Genomic DNA, 14,627 nt, shown 5'->3' on the forward strand with positions numbered 1-14,627 from the left:
CCTGCGAGACCGCGCCCGGCACCTCGACGCCCCCCGCAGGCCGCACGTGCCCGGCCCGGTCAGCCGTCCGCCCCGAGTCCGGACAGGCCAGGGCAGGCATCGAGGCCGGTGCCTCAGCGCACCCGCGCGGGCGGCGCGGCCCGCAGGGGCCCGCTGAGGCCGGTCGCGCGGCGCGCGCGGCGCGGGGGCCGATGTGGCTGCGGGCCGGACGGCGCACGCCCGCCCGGAGGGCTATTTGTGGCCGGTCACCAGGGCGACCGGGCCGTCGAGGGGTTGGGCGGAGCAGGAGGTGAAGCCGGTTTCCTCCAGCCAGCGGACGCAGTCGGCGCCGGTGTAGTCGAAGCCGCCGGGGCTTTCGAGGAGCATGTGGAGGCTGGTGAGGAGGCCGAAGGCGTTGACGCGGCGGTCGTCGTCGATCATCGACTCGTAGACGACGACGGAGCCGCCGTCCGGCAGGGCCTCGTACGCCTTCTTCAGGAGCATCCGCTTGGTGTCGAGGTCCCAGTCGTGCAGGACGCGGCCGAAGACGACGACGTCGGCGGTGGGCAGCGCGTCGGTGAGGAAGCTGCCGGGCTCGAACCGGAGCCGGTCGCCGAGCCCGGCGCGCCGTACCGTCTCGTGGAAGGTGGGCGCGACGGCCGGGAGGTCGAAACCGGTGCCGCGCAGGTGCGGGTGCGCGGTCAGTACGGTGTTGAGCAGGATGCCCTCGGAGCAGCCGATGTCGACGACGCTCGTGACGTCCGCCCAGGCGAAGGCGGCGGCCAGCGCCTGCGAGGCGGCGAGCGAACCGCCGGTCATCGCCTTCTGGAAGCGGCTGGTCAACTCCGGGTCGGCGTACAGGACATCGAAGGGATTGCCGTCCGCTCCCCCGACGTTGTTCTGCGGCTCACCGGTCCGCAGCGCCTCGGTCAAGTGCCCCCAGGACTGGTACCACTGCTCCTGCGCCATCTCCAACAGGCCCCCGATGTACGTGTCCTGGGCGCGGTCGAGGAAGGCCGCCGTGTCGGGCGTGTTCGCGTACACCCCGTCCGTCCGCTCCAGCAGGCCGAGCGCGACCTGGCTGTCGAAGAAGTCGCGGGCGCCGCGCGGGTGCAGACCGAGGCGGGCGGCGAGCGCGGACGCGTCGGCCGGGCCGTGGGCCGCGAGGTCCGAGTACACCCCCAGCTCCACGGCGGTCAGCAGCACCTTGGACTGCCAGAATCCGAGGCCGAGTTGGACCAGTCGGTCCTGGGGGTTGCCGACGGGCGGGCGGGACGCAGTGCTCACGGCGTGTCCTTCCTGGGGTGGGGTACGGGCGCGGGCGGGTGGGTCACAGGGGTCACAGCACGACGGCGGGGAAGGGCGGTGACGGCAGCGGCACCCGGCGCCTGAGAGCCGTGGCAGCCGTAACGGCGGTGGCGCGAGCCCCCGCGCGCGGATAGCTCCCGAGGAAGCTGGCCCGCGCCCCGACGTCGGAGAGCGAGGCGACGGCGTGGCGGACCCGCTGGTCGTCGATGTGGCCCTCGACGTCCACGAAGAAGCGGTAGTCGCCCAGGCGCAGCCCGGTCGGCCACGCCTGGACCCACGCGAGGCTGACGCGTCCCGCCGTGAAGACGGACAGGATTCCGGGCAGCGCGGCCGGTGTGCCGTCGCCTGCCGACACCAGCAGGGAGGTACGGTCCCGGCCGGTGCGGGCGGGCGGCACCCCGGCGCGGCGGACCATGACGAAGCGGGTCACGGCGTTCTCGCGCTCGCCGATGTCGGTGGCGAGCACGCGCAGCCCGTACCGCTCGGCGACGGCGGGCGCCGCGACGGCCGCGACGCGCGGGTCGCCGGACCCGGCCAGGTCGCGGGCGGCGCCCGCCGTCGAACCGGCGGCCTCCGTCACGGCGTTCGGGAGCCTCAGGCCGAGCCAGCGCCCGCACTGGGCGAGCGCGTGCGGGTGGCTGCGGACCCGCTCGACGCCGTCGAGAGTGGCGCCGGGCAGGCCCAACAGCGCGAAGCTGACGCGCAGTTCGGTCTCGCCGACGATGTGCAGGTCGTCGGTGGCGGCGAAGCCGTCGAGGGTGGCGGGCACCACGCCCTTCAGGGAGTTCTCCACCGGCACCATCGCGGCGGCGCAGTGGCCGCGCCGTACGGCCTCCAGGGCGTCGGCGACGGTCGGGTACGGCTCGCACACCGGCACCGGCACCGGCACCGGCCCCGGCCCCGACCCCGGTCCCGGTCCCGGCACCCGCGTGCCGAGCGCGGAGCGCAGCGCCGCCTCCGTGAAGGTGCCCTCGGGCCCCAGATAGGCGTACCTCATGAGGGCCGCTCCCTCAGCTCTCGATGAGGCGGTGGAAGAGGACGGTGTCGAAGATGTCCTCCATGGCGGTGGCCCGGCCGTCGCGCATCGTCCAGGAGTGGACGAACTGAAGGGTCTCGGTGTGCCCGGTCAGCGAGGTGACCTGTCGGATTCCGAAGACCACGATCCGGTCGCCGGACTCGATGAACTCCAGCGGCTCCAGGCGCATTCCGCCCAGCACGGTGGGGACGTGGGCGAGGAACTCCTTCACGCCCGCGTGCCCCTTCTTCGTACCGCCGAGCCCGTAGGTGTCCATCCCGTCCGGGTGCACCCAGTCGACGTCCGGGTGCAGGATCGCGAGCAGCCCTTCGACGTCGCGTTCCGCGAAGGCGCGGTAAGCGGCCCGGACCGCCTCGGAGTTGCTACGCCCGGACACCGGCGCCCACCTCCCCGGCGCTGTGCTCGCGCAGGTGCCCGGGGTACATCGCGGCCAGGGTGCGGCGGATGCCGTCGCGCCAGCCGACCTCGCAGGGGCCGGTCAGCTCGCGGCGCAGCGCCGGGTCGAACTGGTAGGTCTCGCGGGTGACTTCGGACGGTACGAGCGTGGCGGTGACCCCGGTCAGCTCCTCCAGGTACCGCACGCAGTCGGTGATGCCGACCGCTTCGTCGCCGCCCCAGTTGACGAGCGTGGTGGGGACGGCGGCGGCCTCCCAGAGGCGCGGGACCTGGCGGACGAGGTCGTCGGTGTAGAGGAGCGAGCACCAGTTCTGGCCCTCGACGGGCACGGGGATCGGCTCGCCGGCCAGCATCCGCTTGAAGTAGAGCATCGGGACGCCGCCGTAACCGCCGGGCCCGTAGGCGATGTTGAGCCGCGCGATGGTGGTCGGCAGGCCGAGCACCTGGCCGAAGGCGCGGACGGTGCCCTCGGCGGCGATCTTCCCTACCGGGTACGCGGGCAGCCAGTCGGCCTTGCCGTCCACGGGGTCGGTCTCGGTGTAGCGGTGGTCGAGGGTCTGGCGGGCGTAGAGCGCGCCGGTGGACACGTACAGGAAGGCGTCGGCGCTGCGGCAGTGGGTCATCAGCCGCCCGGCGGCGATGGAGTTGACGGCGACGGCCGCGTTGAAGTCGCCGTCCTCGCCACGCCGGACGGCGGAGTGGACGACGTGGGTGAAGTCGTCGGGGAGGCCCTTGAGGGTGTCGGGGCCGAGGTCGTCCATGTCCCAGCGGAAGGTGGTGATGCCGCTCGCGGTGAGTTCGGCGGCGACGCCGGGGGTCCCGAAGCGGCCGAGACACCAGACGTCGTTGTCGGCGGCGAGCGCCTCGGCGACGGGCCTGGCGACCTGCCCCGTGCCGCCGGTGACCAGGATCTTCTTGCCCTTCACGCTGTCACGTCCCCGGTGTCGGTGTCGGTGTCGGTGTCGGTTTCCGCGTCCGCGTACGCGTCTGCGTCTGCGTCTGCGTCCGCGTCCGCGCCTGCGTCGCCCATGGCGCGGTCCAACTCCCTGCGCAGGATGGCCTGGAAGGCGGCGACGTGCTGCGGGCCCATCAGCGTGTAGTGCTCGCCCGGTACGTCGATGTAGTCGTTGGGCCCGGTGGTGTAGTCGTCCCAGCGGCGCAGTTCGTTCTCCAGCCAGTCCTGCTTGGTGCCGCGCAGCGGGACGGCGTAGAAGACCTTCATCGAGCGGACGGTGCCGCTCGGCTGGTAACCGCGGCCCAGGTCCGTGAGGCCGTCGGCGAGTTCGGCCCAGGCGGCGAACTTCTCCGCCGTCAGGTCGAGTTCGGCGAGCCGGTCGGCGGGGGCGATGTCGATGAAGTGCTGGAGCTGCCGTTCGCGGGGCAGCCCGCGCAGGGTGCCGGGGATCTCCAGCGACTGCTTCTTGTTGATCAGGGCCAGGAAGAAGGCGAGGTTGGCGGCGGTCTCGACGAAGTCCAGTTCCTCCATGCGGTACTTGATGTGCGGCGGGAGGTTGAAGCTGCCGACGAAGTCGACGCGTTCGCCCTGCGCCTCAAGGACCTTGGCGATCTCGAAGGCGACCGCGCCGCCGTAGGAGTAGCCCGCGACCGCGTACGGCCCGTGCGGCTGCTTGGCGCGGATCGCGTCCACGTAGGCGGCGACCATCTCCGCGAAGGTGGCGAAGGGCTTCTCGCCGCGGTTGAAGCCGCGGGCGCGCAGCGCGTAGAAGGGCCGGTCGGCCACGAAGTACTTGGCGAGGTTGACGAAGACGAGGACTTCGCCGACGCCGGGGTGCACGCAGAACAGCGGGGTCTTGCCGCCGCTGAGCTGCATGGGGACGATCGGGTCGTACGGCCGCTCGCCGGTCGTGGTGTCCCCGGCGGCGAGGTCGGCGGTGATCCTGGCGGCCAGGTCGCGGACGGTGGGGGCGGTCAGCACGGTGATGATCTGGAGGTCGGCGACGCCGAGGCGCCGGGCGACACTGAGCCGCAGCCGCAGGATGTCGAGCGAGGTGCCGCCGAGGTCGAAGAAGCTGGCGGTGGCGCTGATCCGGTCGGCGGTGGTGTCGAACATCTCGGCGTAGATCGCGGCCAGTCGCCACTCGGTCTCGCCCTCGGGGGCGGTGTAGCCGCCGAGTTGACGTGAGGTCAGTTCCTGTACGGCCGCGGTGGCGGCGGCGAAGTCGCCGTTCTCCAGGCGCTTGCGCAGCAGGGAGCGCTGGATCTTGCCGAGGCTGGTCTTGGGGAAGGCGCTCTCGGGCAGCGGCAGCAGCAGCGCGGGGCGGAAGCCCCAGTGCATGACGACGGTGGAGCGGACGGCGGTGAGCAGCCGGAAGAGTCCGGCTTCGTCGGCCGCGGGGATCTCGGGGTGGAAGGCGACGACGAGCTGTTCGGTGTCGGCGCCGGGCACGCGGGTGGGGAAGGCGGCGACGAACGAGCGCGCGACGCCGTCCAGTTGCTCCAGGGCGGTCTCGATGTCGTGGCTGTAGTAGTTGACGCCGTTGACGATGACGCTGTCCTTGCTGCGGCCCACCAGGGTGAGCCGTCCGCTGTCGATCCGGCCGAGGTCGCCGCTGCGGAACCAGCCGTCGGCGGTGAACGCGTCGGCGGTGGCCTGGCCGTTGTTGTAGTAGCCGCCGGTGATCATCGGCCCGCGGAGCTGGAGTTCACCGACCTGCCCCTCCGCCAGCGGCCGGTGGGTCTCCTCGTCCGCCACCCGGATGGCCAGGCCCTCCACGGGCAGCCCGAGGTTGGCGAACTCCTGCCCGGCGTCCAGCTCGGGGAAGCCGGTGGAGTAGACGCTGCCCGCGCACGTCTCGGTCATCCCGAAGGCGGGCCACAGCGCGAAGGACGACAGGCCGTACGGGGCCAGTTCGTCGAGGAAGGTACGGCCGGTGGCACACACGATGGCCTCGCCGCCGCTGATGATGTGGCGCAGGCGGGACAGGTCGAGCGGCTCGCCGCCGCTCGGGCCCTCGGTGACCGAGGACGCCCCGCTCACGGCCGCGTTGACCAGGCCCAGCAGGAAGTTGGGCGTGAAGGTCATGGTGACCCGGTGGCGGGAGAGCAGCCGCAGGAAGTCCAGCGGCTCCTTGAGCACCACCTGCGGCTCGACGTGGAGTTGGAGCGCCCCCGCGTATAGCGGCAGCAGGTGGCACTCCAGCAGCGCCGCGACATGGTCGAAGGACACCCAGTTCAGCGAGGTGTCGGCGGGGGTGAGGCGGTGGAAGCCGTTCTTGCCCGCCATCGACGCCAGCAGGTTGGCGTGGGTGAGCATCACGGCCTTGGAGTTGCCGGTCGAGCCCGAGGTCAGCACCAGCAGCGCCAGCTCACCGGGCTCCGCGTCGTACAGCTCTACGGCGGGCTCGTGCCCGCGCAGCCCTTCCAGCGGTACGGCCGACAGGCCCGGCACGCGCGGGAGTTCGGCGGCCAGCGCCTCGTCGGCGATCAGCAGCGGCTTGTCGAGCAACTGGTCGACGTGCGCCAGTTGGGCCGCCCAGCGCTCCGGGTCGCCGCGCAGCGGCACCAGTGGGCAGGGCACGAGGCCGCCCAGCAGGCAGGCCCAGAAGACGGTGAGGAATTCGTGCGGGCGCTCCACCAGCAGCGCGACCTTGTCGCCCGCGCGCAGCCCGTGTGCGCGCAGTCCGGTGAGCGACCGGCGCGCGTCGTCCACTAATTGCGGGTAGGTCTGGAGCCGGGTGGATTCACCGGCCATTCCGTGACAGTAGCGGATGCCCGAGTCCTGGTGCTTTTCCGCGGCGCGCAGCAGCAGGTGCGCGATATTGCGGACGTTCTCGTCGGCGGCGGGATTTTCCGAAGCCTCGCGTAATCGCGGCGCATTGGACATGACTGTGCCGGGTCCTTTCGTCGCACTGTCCGGTTCACCGAGGGAATCCGTGTCAGCAAGCAATCCTCTGAGCAGCACAGTTGACCGGCGAAGGCGTGACGCCGACACCGTACCGATGTAGCACAGGGGTAACGAAGGAGGTACCTCAGGCAAACTGCCGGAAACACTCGACATTGAGAGAACCGGCCAGCGCGGATTATTTCCGGAAACGCTGGGTGAGGTCGATGGTTGAACTTTAGGAGGTCGCTCACCGCGCATTCAAGGCGGCCAGGGCGACATGGCTCAAAGCAGCCTGACGCGACTGCCGCGCAGCATGAATTCCGCAGTTGGCGGCGCTCCACGTGAGATGAGCCACAACGCGGCGGCGCTGGCCGAAAACACGTGACGTACCCGCCCGACCGCACAGCGCCACCCGCCGACCCGCGCCGCCCGGTACCGGACAACCGGCCGCTTATGCTGCTGCTGCCCAGGGAAAACACCCAGCAGGGCTCTGGCCACAGCAGAGCCCGGGGCCCCGGAGCAGAACCGAGCAGGCACCGTCCGTGGAAGGCAGCACCACATGAGCCCCCGTACCGCAGTGGTCACCGGCGCGAGCAGCGGCATCGGAGCCGCCACCGCGCGCAAGCTCGCCGAGGCGGGCTTCCATGTCGTGCTCACCGCGCGCCGCGCGGACCGGCTGGAAGCGCTGGCCAAGGAGCTGACGGAGCAGGGGAGTTCGGCGTCCGTGTACGGGCTGGACGTCACCGACCGGGCGGCCGTGGACGCGTTCGCGGCGGGTCTGGACCAGTACCCGCCGGTGCACGTCCTGGTGAACAACGCGGGCGGCGCCGTCGGCACCGAGCCGGTGGCCACCGCGGACCCGGCCGACTGGCGGGCGATGTTCGAGGTCAACGTGCTGGGCGTGCTCAACGTGACGCAGGCGCTGCTGCCCGCGCTGACCGCCTCCGGCGACGGCACCGTCGTCGTGCTGTCCTCGACCGCGGGCCTGGCCACGTACGAGGGCGGCGGCGGTTACGTGGCCGCCAAGCACGGCGCGCACGTGATCGCCGAGACGCTGCGCCTGGAGCTGAACGGCAAGCCGGTGCGCGTCATCGAGATCGCGCCCGGCATGGTGCGTACCGACGAGTTCGCCCTGACCCGCTTCCGCGGTGACGCCGACCGCGCCGCCGCCGTCTACGCGGGCGTCGCCGAGCCGCTGACCGCCGACGACGTGGCCGACACCGTCTCCTGGGCGGTGACCCGGCCCGCGCACGTGAACGTCGACCTCCTGGTGCTGCGCCCGCGCGCGCAGGCCAGCAACTACAAGGTGCACCGCGAGGAGCCGCAGTGATATCCGAGCCGGAGCTGACGGGCGGCGGACCCCACGAGCGCGGCGAGCCGGACTACGGGGTGCTCGGCACGCCCGACGCCGCCGATACGGCCGACGGTCCCGGCGCCTCGGGCCGCACGGCCGACCTCGTCGTGGACTTCGAGGGCGGCCCGCCCCCGCCTCCGGCCGCCGCCTCCCGCGTACGACCGCCGTGGGTGTGGGTGCTCGGCGCGGCCGTCGTCACCTCCGCGCTGTGGGCGGGCGGCCTGTTCGTGTACGACCGGGGCCACAGCGACCTGCCGGACCTGCACGGTTACCACATCGCCGACAGCCCCTGCGAGGGCCCGACCCTCCAGCCGCTGACCGCCGCCGTCCGGGCCAACAGCCCGGGGAAGCTCTCGGTGGAGACGCCCGAGACGTCGTCGCCCGCGATGCAGCACCTCGGCCCCGCCCTCGACCAGGTCGCCTGCGACTTCTCCACCCAGGCGCCGTACGCGCGGGGCGCCACGATGTCCTACATCGTCGCCGTCGCCGTCGACCTGCACAAAAAGACCGATCCCCGCGTCGAGTTCGAGGACCAGGTGCGGATGATGACCGGCAGCCTCCAGGCCGCGAGCGAGGTCTCGTCGGTGCCGGGACTCGGCGACCAGGCGTACTTCCTCACGCGCAGCGACGAGGGCCAGGAGCTGAAGATCCTGCACGGCGGCGCGGTCATCTCGCTCACCCTCAACGCCTACAGCGACGTCAACGTCTCCGAGGACACCATCAACGGCCTCGACGGGGGCGGCTATCCGCTCTCCCCCGACCTCGTCCAGTACCAGCCCGCGCTGATCGAGACGGCGCGGAACATCATGGGCGTGCTCCGGAAGTAGCCGCGGGCCGCGTGTCGCCCTCATGACGTTGCCTGCGGGCACGGCGTACGCGGCGCGCGAGCCGTACCGCCCGCGCCGTCACCGGCTGCCCGATCAGGACACCGGCCAGGACGAGCGCCAGGCCGCCCCACTGCTGCCCGCCCAGCGTCTCGGCCGCGACCAGCGTCCCGAGCAGGACGCCGGTGACCGGGTTGAGCAGGCCGATCAGCCCGACCCCGGCCGCCGTGAGGTGCCGCAGCCCGGTGAACCAGGCGGCGAAGGCGACGGCCGTACCGACCGTGGTGACGTAGCCGAAGCCCAGCAGCGCGCGGCCGTCCAGGGCGGGCGGCGCGCCCTCAACCGCGGCGGCGACCGGCAGCAGGACGAGCGCGCCCGCGACGAGCTGCCAGGCCGTGGAGGACAGGACGTCCACGGCGCCGCCCCAGCGCTTGGCCAGGATGTAGCCGATCGAGGACATGGTCATGGCGGCGACGGACGCGAGCAGGCCGAGCGGGTCGATGCCGTCCGAGCCGTCGAGCACCATCAGGCACACGCCCGCGATGCCGACGCAGGCGCCGAGCAGCGGCAGCGCGCGCGGGCGCTCGGACAGCAGCGGCCAGGCGAGCAGCGTCATCACGACGGGCGAGGTGGCCATGACGGTGGACGCGACGCTGGTCGGCAGGAGCTGCGCGGCGACGTACACGAGCGCGAAGAACGCGCCCATGTTGAGCGTGCCGAGCACCAGCGACTTCCACCACCACGCGCCGCGCGGCGCCCGCCTGCGGACCGCCAGCAGGAGCAGCCCGGCGGGCAGGGCGCGCAGCACCGCGCCGTACAGCGGGTAGTCGGCGGGCAGCGCCTCGCGGGTGACGTAGTACGTCGTGCCCCAGGCGACCGGGGCGACGGCGGTGACGAGGGACCACCGCACATTAGCTTCCATGGAAGCTAATGTAGCTTCCTCGGAAGGTATTGTGGAGGGCATGAGCGCACGCAGATCGCTGGACTCGCCCGAACCGCTCGATCACGTCGCCCGGATCCAGCGGGAGTGGGCCCGCGAACGGCCGGACGTGGACGTACGGCCGCAGGGCGTCATCGGCCGGCTGCACCGGCTCGCGGGCCGCCTCACCGAGGAGCTGTGCGTCGTCTACCGCGAACACGGCCTCGGCGAGGGCGACTTCGACGTCCTGGCCGCGCTGCGCCGCGCGGGCGCCCCCTTCGAGCGGGCGCCCTCGGAGCTGGCCGAGCACACCATGGTCACGACCGGCGCGATGACCAAACGGATCGACCGCCTGGAGCGCGCGGGTCTGGCGACCCGGCGCCCCAGCGAACTCGACGGCCGGGGCCGGGTGGTCGCGCTCACCGCGCACGGCCGCGAGGTCATCGACCGCGCCTTCACGGCCCACATGGCCAATGAGCGCCGCCTGCTGGGCGCCCTGACCGGCGACGAGGCCGCGCAGCTCGAAGCCCTGCTGACGAAGTGGCTGGCCCGGGTCGAACCGCCCGGCGAGTGACCCGGCCGGTCCGTGGCGGACTCAGTCCTCCGGGTCGAGGTCGACGCGCATCGTGAGCAGGTTGGTCCCGAACGCCCGGACCGCCGCGCTGTTGAACTTCGGCAGCCGCTTCAGCCGCTCACGCGGGTCGTCGTCGTCCACGAGGGCGGCCGTACCGGCGTGCCACTTGCCCTTGATCTGTACGCGCACGCGCGGGTCCGCCTCGATGTTCCGCACGTACTGCGACTGCCGGCCGAATTCACTGACCCACCAGAAGGTGGTCCCCTCCAGCGCACCCCCCACCGGCGTCCGCCGCGGCTTCCCGCTCACCCGCCCGGTCGTCTCCACCACCGCCGCCCCCGGCGTGAACGCCGCCGTCCGCCGCGCCACCGGATTCACCACCCACCGCTGCCCCCAGACCACCAGCCCACGACCCGCCACACCCACCACTCCCTCATCCACCCGCACCAACCCAACACCCCCCCCTTCTACCCCCCACCCGCCTCAACCCCCCGTCATTCCCGGCTCCTCCGCCGTGCGCAATGCCCGCACTTCTCCGTGGGCGGATCCACCCCCCGACCGCGAACCCACCCAGCCGAAGCCCCGCCATCGGCGAACACCCCCGCGCCAACGGGCTCACAAAGGGCGGGCGCGGGCCGCCCAGCGAAAGCCCGCCGCCCCTTCGGCATTCCCCGCCTACGGCGGGGCCGGGTTGCACAGAGCGGGCGCGGGCCCCCCGCCCGAAGAGCCACCGCCGACCCTTCGGCAACCCGCCGCCTCCGGCGAACACCCCACACGCGGCAGCGGGTTCGCACCCGCCGGGCGCGGGCCCGCCCAGCGGAAGGCCGCCGACCCCTCGGCAACCCGCCGCTTTCGGCGGACGCACCCGGCCGGGGCGGGATCGCGCAAGGCGGGCGCGGGCGCCCCGCCCGACGAGCCACCGCCGACCCTTCGGCAACCCCCCGCCTCCGGCGGACGCACCCGGCCGGGGCGGGGTTGCACAGGGTGGACACGGAACCGTCGCCGGATGGCGGGATGGTGCTGATGTGGTGTGGGTTGACGTGAGCATGTTTGGCGGAGCCAATTCATTGGGGATGATTCCCGCGGCGTTCTTCGCGCGTAGATCCTTACGACAGCAGGGCCGTTGACGCTGGAGCCGCTTGATGCAACACCCTGTGCAGCCAGAAATCAGAGCGTTACCCCGTCCCCCCACTCACCCCCACACCCCCCACCCTCACCCCCCACCGTCACCGCCATCGCGGTCTACCGCTCAGAGCCATCTTGACATGTCCACCTCAGCGCACCCCGGCGCAACTCGTTGCTGAAGTGATCGCTGAAGCGATCGTCCCGCCGATGGAGGTTCCGTGAACCGCACCAAGTCCCTCTCCATGCTGGCCACGTTGGTCATGGGCGCCGCCCTGGCCCTCGTGGGCGTCAGCCCGGCCCACGCCGCAGGCCCCGCCTATGTCGCCCTGGGCGACTCGTACTCGGCCGGAAACGGCGCGGGAAACTACGACAGCGCCAGCGGCGACTGTCACCGCAGCTTCAGCGCCTACCCGTACCTGTGGAAGAACGCGCACGCCCCGTCCTCCTTCGCCGACACCGCCTGTTCCGGCGCGGTGACCTCGGACGTGCTGAACAACCAGCTCGGCCCGCTCAACTCCTCCACCGGCCTGGTCACCATCACCATCGGCGGCAACGACGCGGGCTTCTCCGACGTCATGACCGCCTGTGTGACCGGCTCCGACAGCGACTGCGTCAACCGGGTGAACACGGCGGAGAACTTCGTCAGGAACACGCTGCCCGCCCGCCTCGACGCGGTCTACAACGCGATCCACGCCAAGGCCCCCTCGGCGCACGTCGTCGTCCTGGGCTACCCCGACATGTACACCCTCAACACCTTCTGCGTCGGCCTCAGCGCCACCAAGCACGCCAAGATCGACGAGGCCGCCGACGTGCTCGACACCACCACCGCGGCCCGCGCCGCCGCGCACGGCTTCTCCTTCGGCGACGTCCGCTCGACGTTCAAGGGCCACGAGCTGTGCTCGGGCGACGCCTACCTCCACTCGCTGGTCATCTCGCCGAGCTGGGAGTCGTACCACCCGACCGCGACCGGCCACTCCAGCGGCTACCTGCCGGTGCTCAACGCCAACGACTGACGCCCGCCCCGACCCGGCCGAAGGCCCCCCGCCCGCTCAACCCCCCACCGGGCAGGGGGCCTTCGCGTACGCACGTCGCGGCGGCGGCGGCCTCAGAATTCGACGTCCTTCGTCGGGACCGTCCCCGCCGTGCGGCCGGGGGCCGCCTGGAAGCTCCAGTAGAGATTGGTGTGGGCGATCACCTGGGCCGGGGGCGGCGCGCCCCACTCGGTCAGATCCTCCGTCGTGTGGGCGTCCCCGACCAGCGTCGTGTCGTATCCCCGCACGAACGCGCCGTGCAGCGTGGAGCGGACGCACGCGTCGGTCTGGCCGCCGACGACGATCAGGCGCCCGACGCCGAGACCGGCCAGGACCTCCTCCAGGTCGGTGTCCTCGAAGGAGTCGCCGTACACCTTGTCGATGTGCGGCTCGGCGTCGTCCGCGCCCAGTTCCGGCGCGATCCGCCACGGCTCGCTGCCTTTCGTCCGGTCCTCGCCGGAGTCCTGGACCCAGACCACCGGGGCCTGTTTCTCCCGCGCCCGCGCGACCAGCGCGGCGATGTTGGCGACCACCGCGTCCCGTTCGTGGCAGCCGTCGAGCACGCCCACCTGCGAGTCCACCACGAGGAGTGCGGTGTGCGGCCGGTTCTTGAGAGTGGTCATGGTCTTTCCCCCTTGCTCACGCGCCGTTCTGCTCACGCCCTGCGTCGCACAGAGCGTCACGTCCTGCGTCCCGTCCGGCGTCACGTCGGGCGTCACGCTCCGTGTCGGTCTCCGCCACCGTAACCCCCGCCACTGACAACGGGCCCGACGATCTCTTTGCCGTATCGAGCCGCGCATTCAGGTGATTCCGGTACGAAGGGCGATTTTCAGCCACCTAGTATCTGGTTCCGTGACAGACGGGAAGAGCCGGCGGCGACCGGCCGACCACACCAGCGGGACGGGCGGCAGCGCGACCGACGTGGTCGTCCTCGGGGCCGGTCCCGCCGGCCTCGTGCTCGGCAACATCCTTGTGGACCGGGGGATCGACTGCGTCGTGCTGGAACGGGCCGGGGCCGCGCGGGTGCGGACCCGTGCGCGCGCGGGATTCCTGGCGGCCAACACCGTACGGATTCTCGAACGGCACGGCCTCGCCGAGGGGTTGCGGCGGCGCGGGCAGCCCCACAGCACCTGCGAGTTCCGTACCGAGGACGGCCGGTTCCGGCTGGACTACGGCGCGCTCGGACAGCGCGAACCGCATACCGTCTACCCCCAACAGGACCTGGTGAGCGACTTGTTGACCCGGTTCCAGGAACGGGGCGGGCAGATTCGTTTCGGCACCGAGGCCGTGGCCGTACGCGACGTCGACGGCGAGCGGCCCGAGGTCGTCGTGCGCGAGGCCGACGGACGGCCGGGCCTGTGGCGGGCGCGGTACGTGGCCGGTTGCGACGGGCGGCACGGCGCCGCCCGGCGTTCGCTGCCGCCCGGCGCCGTCCGCCACCACCGCGATCACGGCGTGACCTGGCTCGGTCTGCTCGCCGAGGCGCCGCCCAGCCTGGACGCGGTCGGATACGCGGTGCACGAGCGCGGGTTCGCCGGGCACATGGCCAGGACCAGCGAGGTCACCCGCTACTACCTCCAGTACGAGCGCGGCGCCCCGGCCGACGCCTGGCCGGCGGAGCGGATCTGGGACGAGCTGGAACTGCGCATGCGGGCACGGGAGTTCGGGCCGCTGCGGCGCGGCCGGTTCGTCCAGCGGTCCGTCGTCGACCTGGAGTCCGACGTGCTCGAACCCCTGCGCCACGGCGCGCTGTTCCTCGTCGGCGACGCCGCCGGTCTGATCAGCCCGTCCGCCGCGAAGGGCGCCAATCTGGCCGTACTCGAAGCGGCGGTCCTGGCCGACGCCCTGGCCGCCGATCTCACGGCCGGGGACCCGCGCGGCCTCGACGCCTACTCGGCGCGCTGCCTGACGCACATCTGGCGGGCGCAGGAGTTCTCGCACTGGATGATCGGGCTGCTGCACGGCCCGACCGGCGCGGACGGCGAGTCGCTGTTCCACAACTCCCTGCGCCGCGCCCGCCTCGCCTCATTGCGCACGTCGCGCAGCCAGCAGGACTGGTTCGCCGAGCATTACGTCGGCGTCTAGCCGTTCCGGCCCGCCGCCCCAACCACCCGCCCGCACAACGCCGTTCACGCATCCCCGTACGTGCGGCCGCATCCCGCACCGCCGCATCCCGTACCGCCGCATCCCCGCACCCGTCTCGCGTACACCCGTCCGCGTACACCCGTACGCGGACG

Annotated in this window: 13 protein-coding genes; 5 read left to right on the plus strand and 8 right to left on the minus strand. The window is 72.3% G+C overall.

From position 1 onward, the window contains the following. Positions 1-231: 231 nt before the first annotated feature. From ACIQCJ_RS11780 to ACIQCJ_RS11800, 5 genes are read right to left on the minus strand one after another with little or no spacing between them, the layout of a single operon-like run. Positions 232-1,266, minus strand: a complete 1,035-nt coding sequence (locus ACIQCJ_RS11780) for a methyltransferase (RefSeq protein WP_402711246.1) — start codon at positions 1,264-1,266, stop codon at positions 232-234. A 52-nt stretch (positions 1,267-1,318) separates the two neighbouring features. Further along, a complete protein-coding gene (gene pheA, locus ACIQCJ_RS11785) occupies positions 1,319-2,284 on the minus strand; it encodes a prephenate dehydratase (RefSeq protein WP_402711247.1) in 966 nt (321 codons plus the stop codon). 13 nt (positions 2,285-2,297) lie between these two features. Then, positions 2,298-2,699: a nuclear transport factor 2 family protein gene (locus ACIQCJ_RS11790; protein ID WP_355340569.1), complete on the minus strand. Its 402-nt coding sequence runs from the start codon at positions 2,697-2,699 to the stop codon at positions 2,298-2,300. Beyond that, entirely contained in the window at positions 2,686-3,645 is a 960-nt protein-coding gene (locus tag ACIQCJ_RS11795) for an NAD(P)-dependent oxidoreductase (protein WP_355340572.1), read from the minus strand. The genes ACIQCJ_RS11790 and ACIQCJ_RS11795 overlap by 14 nt, the downstream gene beginning before the upstream one ends. Continuing rightward, on the minus strand, positions 3,642-6,563 hold the full coding sequence (locus ACIQCJ_RS11800) for an alpha/beta fold hydrolase (RefSeq protein ID WP_402711248.1): 2,922 nt from the start codon (positions 6,561-6,563) through the stop codon (positions 3,642-3,644). The genes ACIQCJ_RS11795 and ACIQCJ_RS11800 overlap by 4 nt, the downstream gene beginning before the upstream one ends. Positions 6,564-7,122: 559 nt before the next feature. On the opposite strand from ACIQCJ_RS11800, the gene ACIQCJ_RS11805 reads away from it, so the two are divergent. Then, on the plus strand, positions 7,123-7,893 hold the full coding sequence (locus tag ACIQCJ_RS11805; RefSeq protein WP_355340578.1) for an SDR family oxidoreductase: 771 nt from the start codon (positions 7,123-7,125) through the stop codon (positions 7,891-7,893). Then, complete coding sequence (locus ACIQCJ_RS11810; protein WP_355340581.1) at positions 7,890-8,744, plus strand: hypothetical protein; 855 nt, start codon at positions 7,890-7,892, stop codon at positions 8,742-8,744. Before ACIQCJ_RS11805 ends, ACIQCJ_RS11810 begins: the two co-directional genes overlap by 4 nt. Here ACIQCJ_RS11810 and ACIQCJ_RS11815 read toward each other — a convergent pair. Continuing rightward, positions 8,722-9,663 (minus strand): EamA family transporter, encoded by a 942-nt coding sequence (locus ACIQCJ_RS11815; RefSeq protein WP_391163527.1) that lies wholly within the window; start codon positions 9,661-9,663, stop codon positions 8,722-8,724. The genes ACIQCJ_RS11810 and ACIQCJ_RS11815 overlap by 23 nt on opposite strands. Positions 9,664-9,703: 40 nt before the next feature. Here ACIQCJ_RS11815 and ACIQCJ_RS11820 point away from each other — a divergent pair, with 40 nt between their 5' ends. Beyond that, positions 9,704-10,234, plus strand: a complete 531-nt coding sequence (locus ACIQCJ_RS11820) for a MarR family winged helix-turn-helix transcriptional regulator (protein WP_402711249.1) — start codon at positions 9,704-9,706, stop codon at positions 10,232-10,234. 21 nt (positions 10,235-10,255) lie between these two features. On the opposite strand, the gene ACIQCJ_RS11825 is transcribed toward ACIQCJ_RS11820, so the two are convergent. Beyond that, on the minus strand, positions 10,256-10,663 hold the full coding sequence (locus ACIQCJ_RS11825) for a nitroreductase/quinone reductase family protein (protein ID WP_402711292.1): 408 nt from the start codon (positions 10,661-10,663) through the stop codon (positions 10,256-10,258). 938 nt (positions 10,664-11,601) lie between these two features. Between ACIQCJ_RS11825 and ACIQCJ_RS11830 the strand changes: the two genes are divergently transcribed. Further along, positions 11,602-12,372, plus strand: a complete 771-nt coding sequence (locus ACIQCJ_RS11830) for a GDSL-type esterase/lipase family protein (RefSeq protein WP_391123983.1) — start codon at positions 11,602-11,604, stop codon at positions 12,370-12,372. A 92-nt stretch (positions 12,373-12,464) separates the two neighbouring features. Here the strand turns inward: ACIQCJ_RS11830 and ACIQCJ_RS11835 are convergent, their stop codons facing one another. Beyond that, positions 12,465-13,013 carry an isochorismatase family protein gene (locus ACIQCJ_RS11835; RefSeq protein ID WP_402711250.1) on the minus strand — a complete coding sequence of 183 codons (549 nt, stop codon included), beginning with the start codon at positions 13,011-13,013 and terminating at the stop codon, positions 12,465-12,467. Between the two features lie 298 nt (positions 13,014-13,311). Between ACIQCJ_RS11835 and ACIQCJ_RS11840 the strand changes: the two genes are divergently transcribed. Further along, positions 13,312-14,475 carry a 4-hydroxybenzoate 3-monooxygenase gene (locus ACIQCJ_RS11840; protein WP_402711293.1) on the plus strand — a complete coding sequence of 388 codons (1,164 nt, stop codon included), beginning with the start codon at positions 13,312-13,314 and terminating at the stop codon, positions 14,473-14,475. Positions 14,476-14,627 lie beyond the last annotated feature (152 nt).

The sequence above is a fragment of the Streptomyces sp. NPDC093221 genome (assembly GCF_044753885.1).
Taxonomy (GTDB): domain Bacteria; phylum Actinomycetota; class Actinomycetes; order Streptomycetales; family Streptomycetaceae; genus Actinacidiphila.

Excerpts from the sequence above, each read along its gene's own strand:
- pheA (WP_402711247.1), bottom strand. The coding sequence starts at position 2,284 with ATGAGGTACGCCTATCTGGGGCCCGAGGGCACCTTCACGGAGGCGGCG.
- ACIQCJ_RS11800 (WP_402711248.1), bottom strand. The coding sequence starts at position 6,563 with ATGTCCAATGCGCCGCGATTACGCGAGGCTTCGGAAAATCCCGCCGCC.
- ACIQCJ_RS11805 (WP_355340578.1), top strand. The coding sequence starts at position 7,123 with ATGAGCCCCCGTACCGCAGTGGTCACCGGCGCGAGCAGCGGCATCGGA.
- ACIQCJ_RS11815 (WP_391163527.1), bottom strand. The coding sequence starts at position 9,663 with ATGGAAGCTAATGTGCGGTGGTCCCTCGTCACCGCCGTCGCCCCGGTC.
- ACIQCJ_RS11820 (WP_402711249.1), top strand. The coding sequence starts at position 9,704 with ATGAGCGCACGCAGATCGCTGGACTCGCCCGAACCGCTCGATCACGTC.
- ACIQCJ_RS11830 (WP_391123983.1), top strand. The coding sequence starts at position 11,602 with ATGCTGGCCACGTTGGTCATGGGCGCCGCCCTGGCCCTCGTGGGCGTC.
- ACIQCJ_RS11835 (WP_402711250.1), bottom strand. The coding sequence starts at position 13,013 with ATGACCACTCTCAAGAACCGGCCGCACACCGCACTCCTCGTGGTGGAC.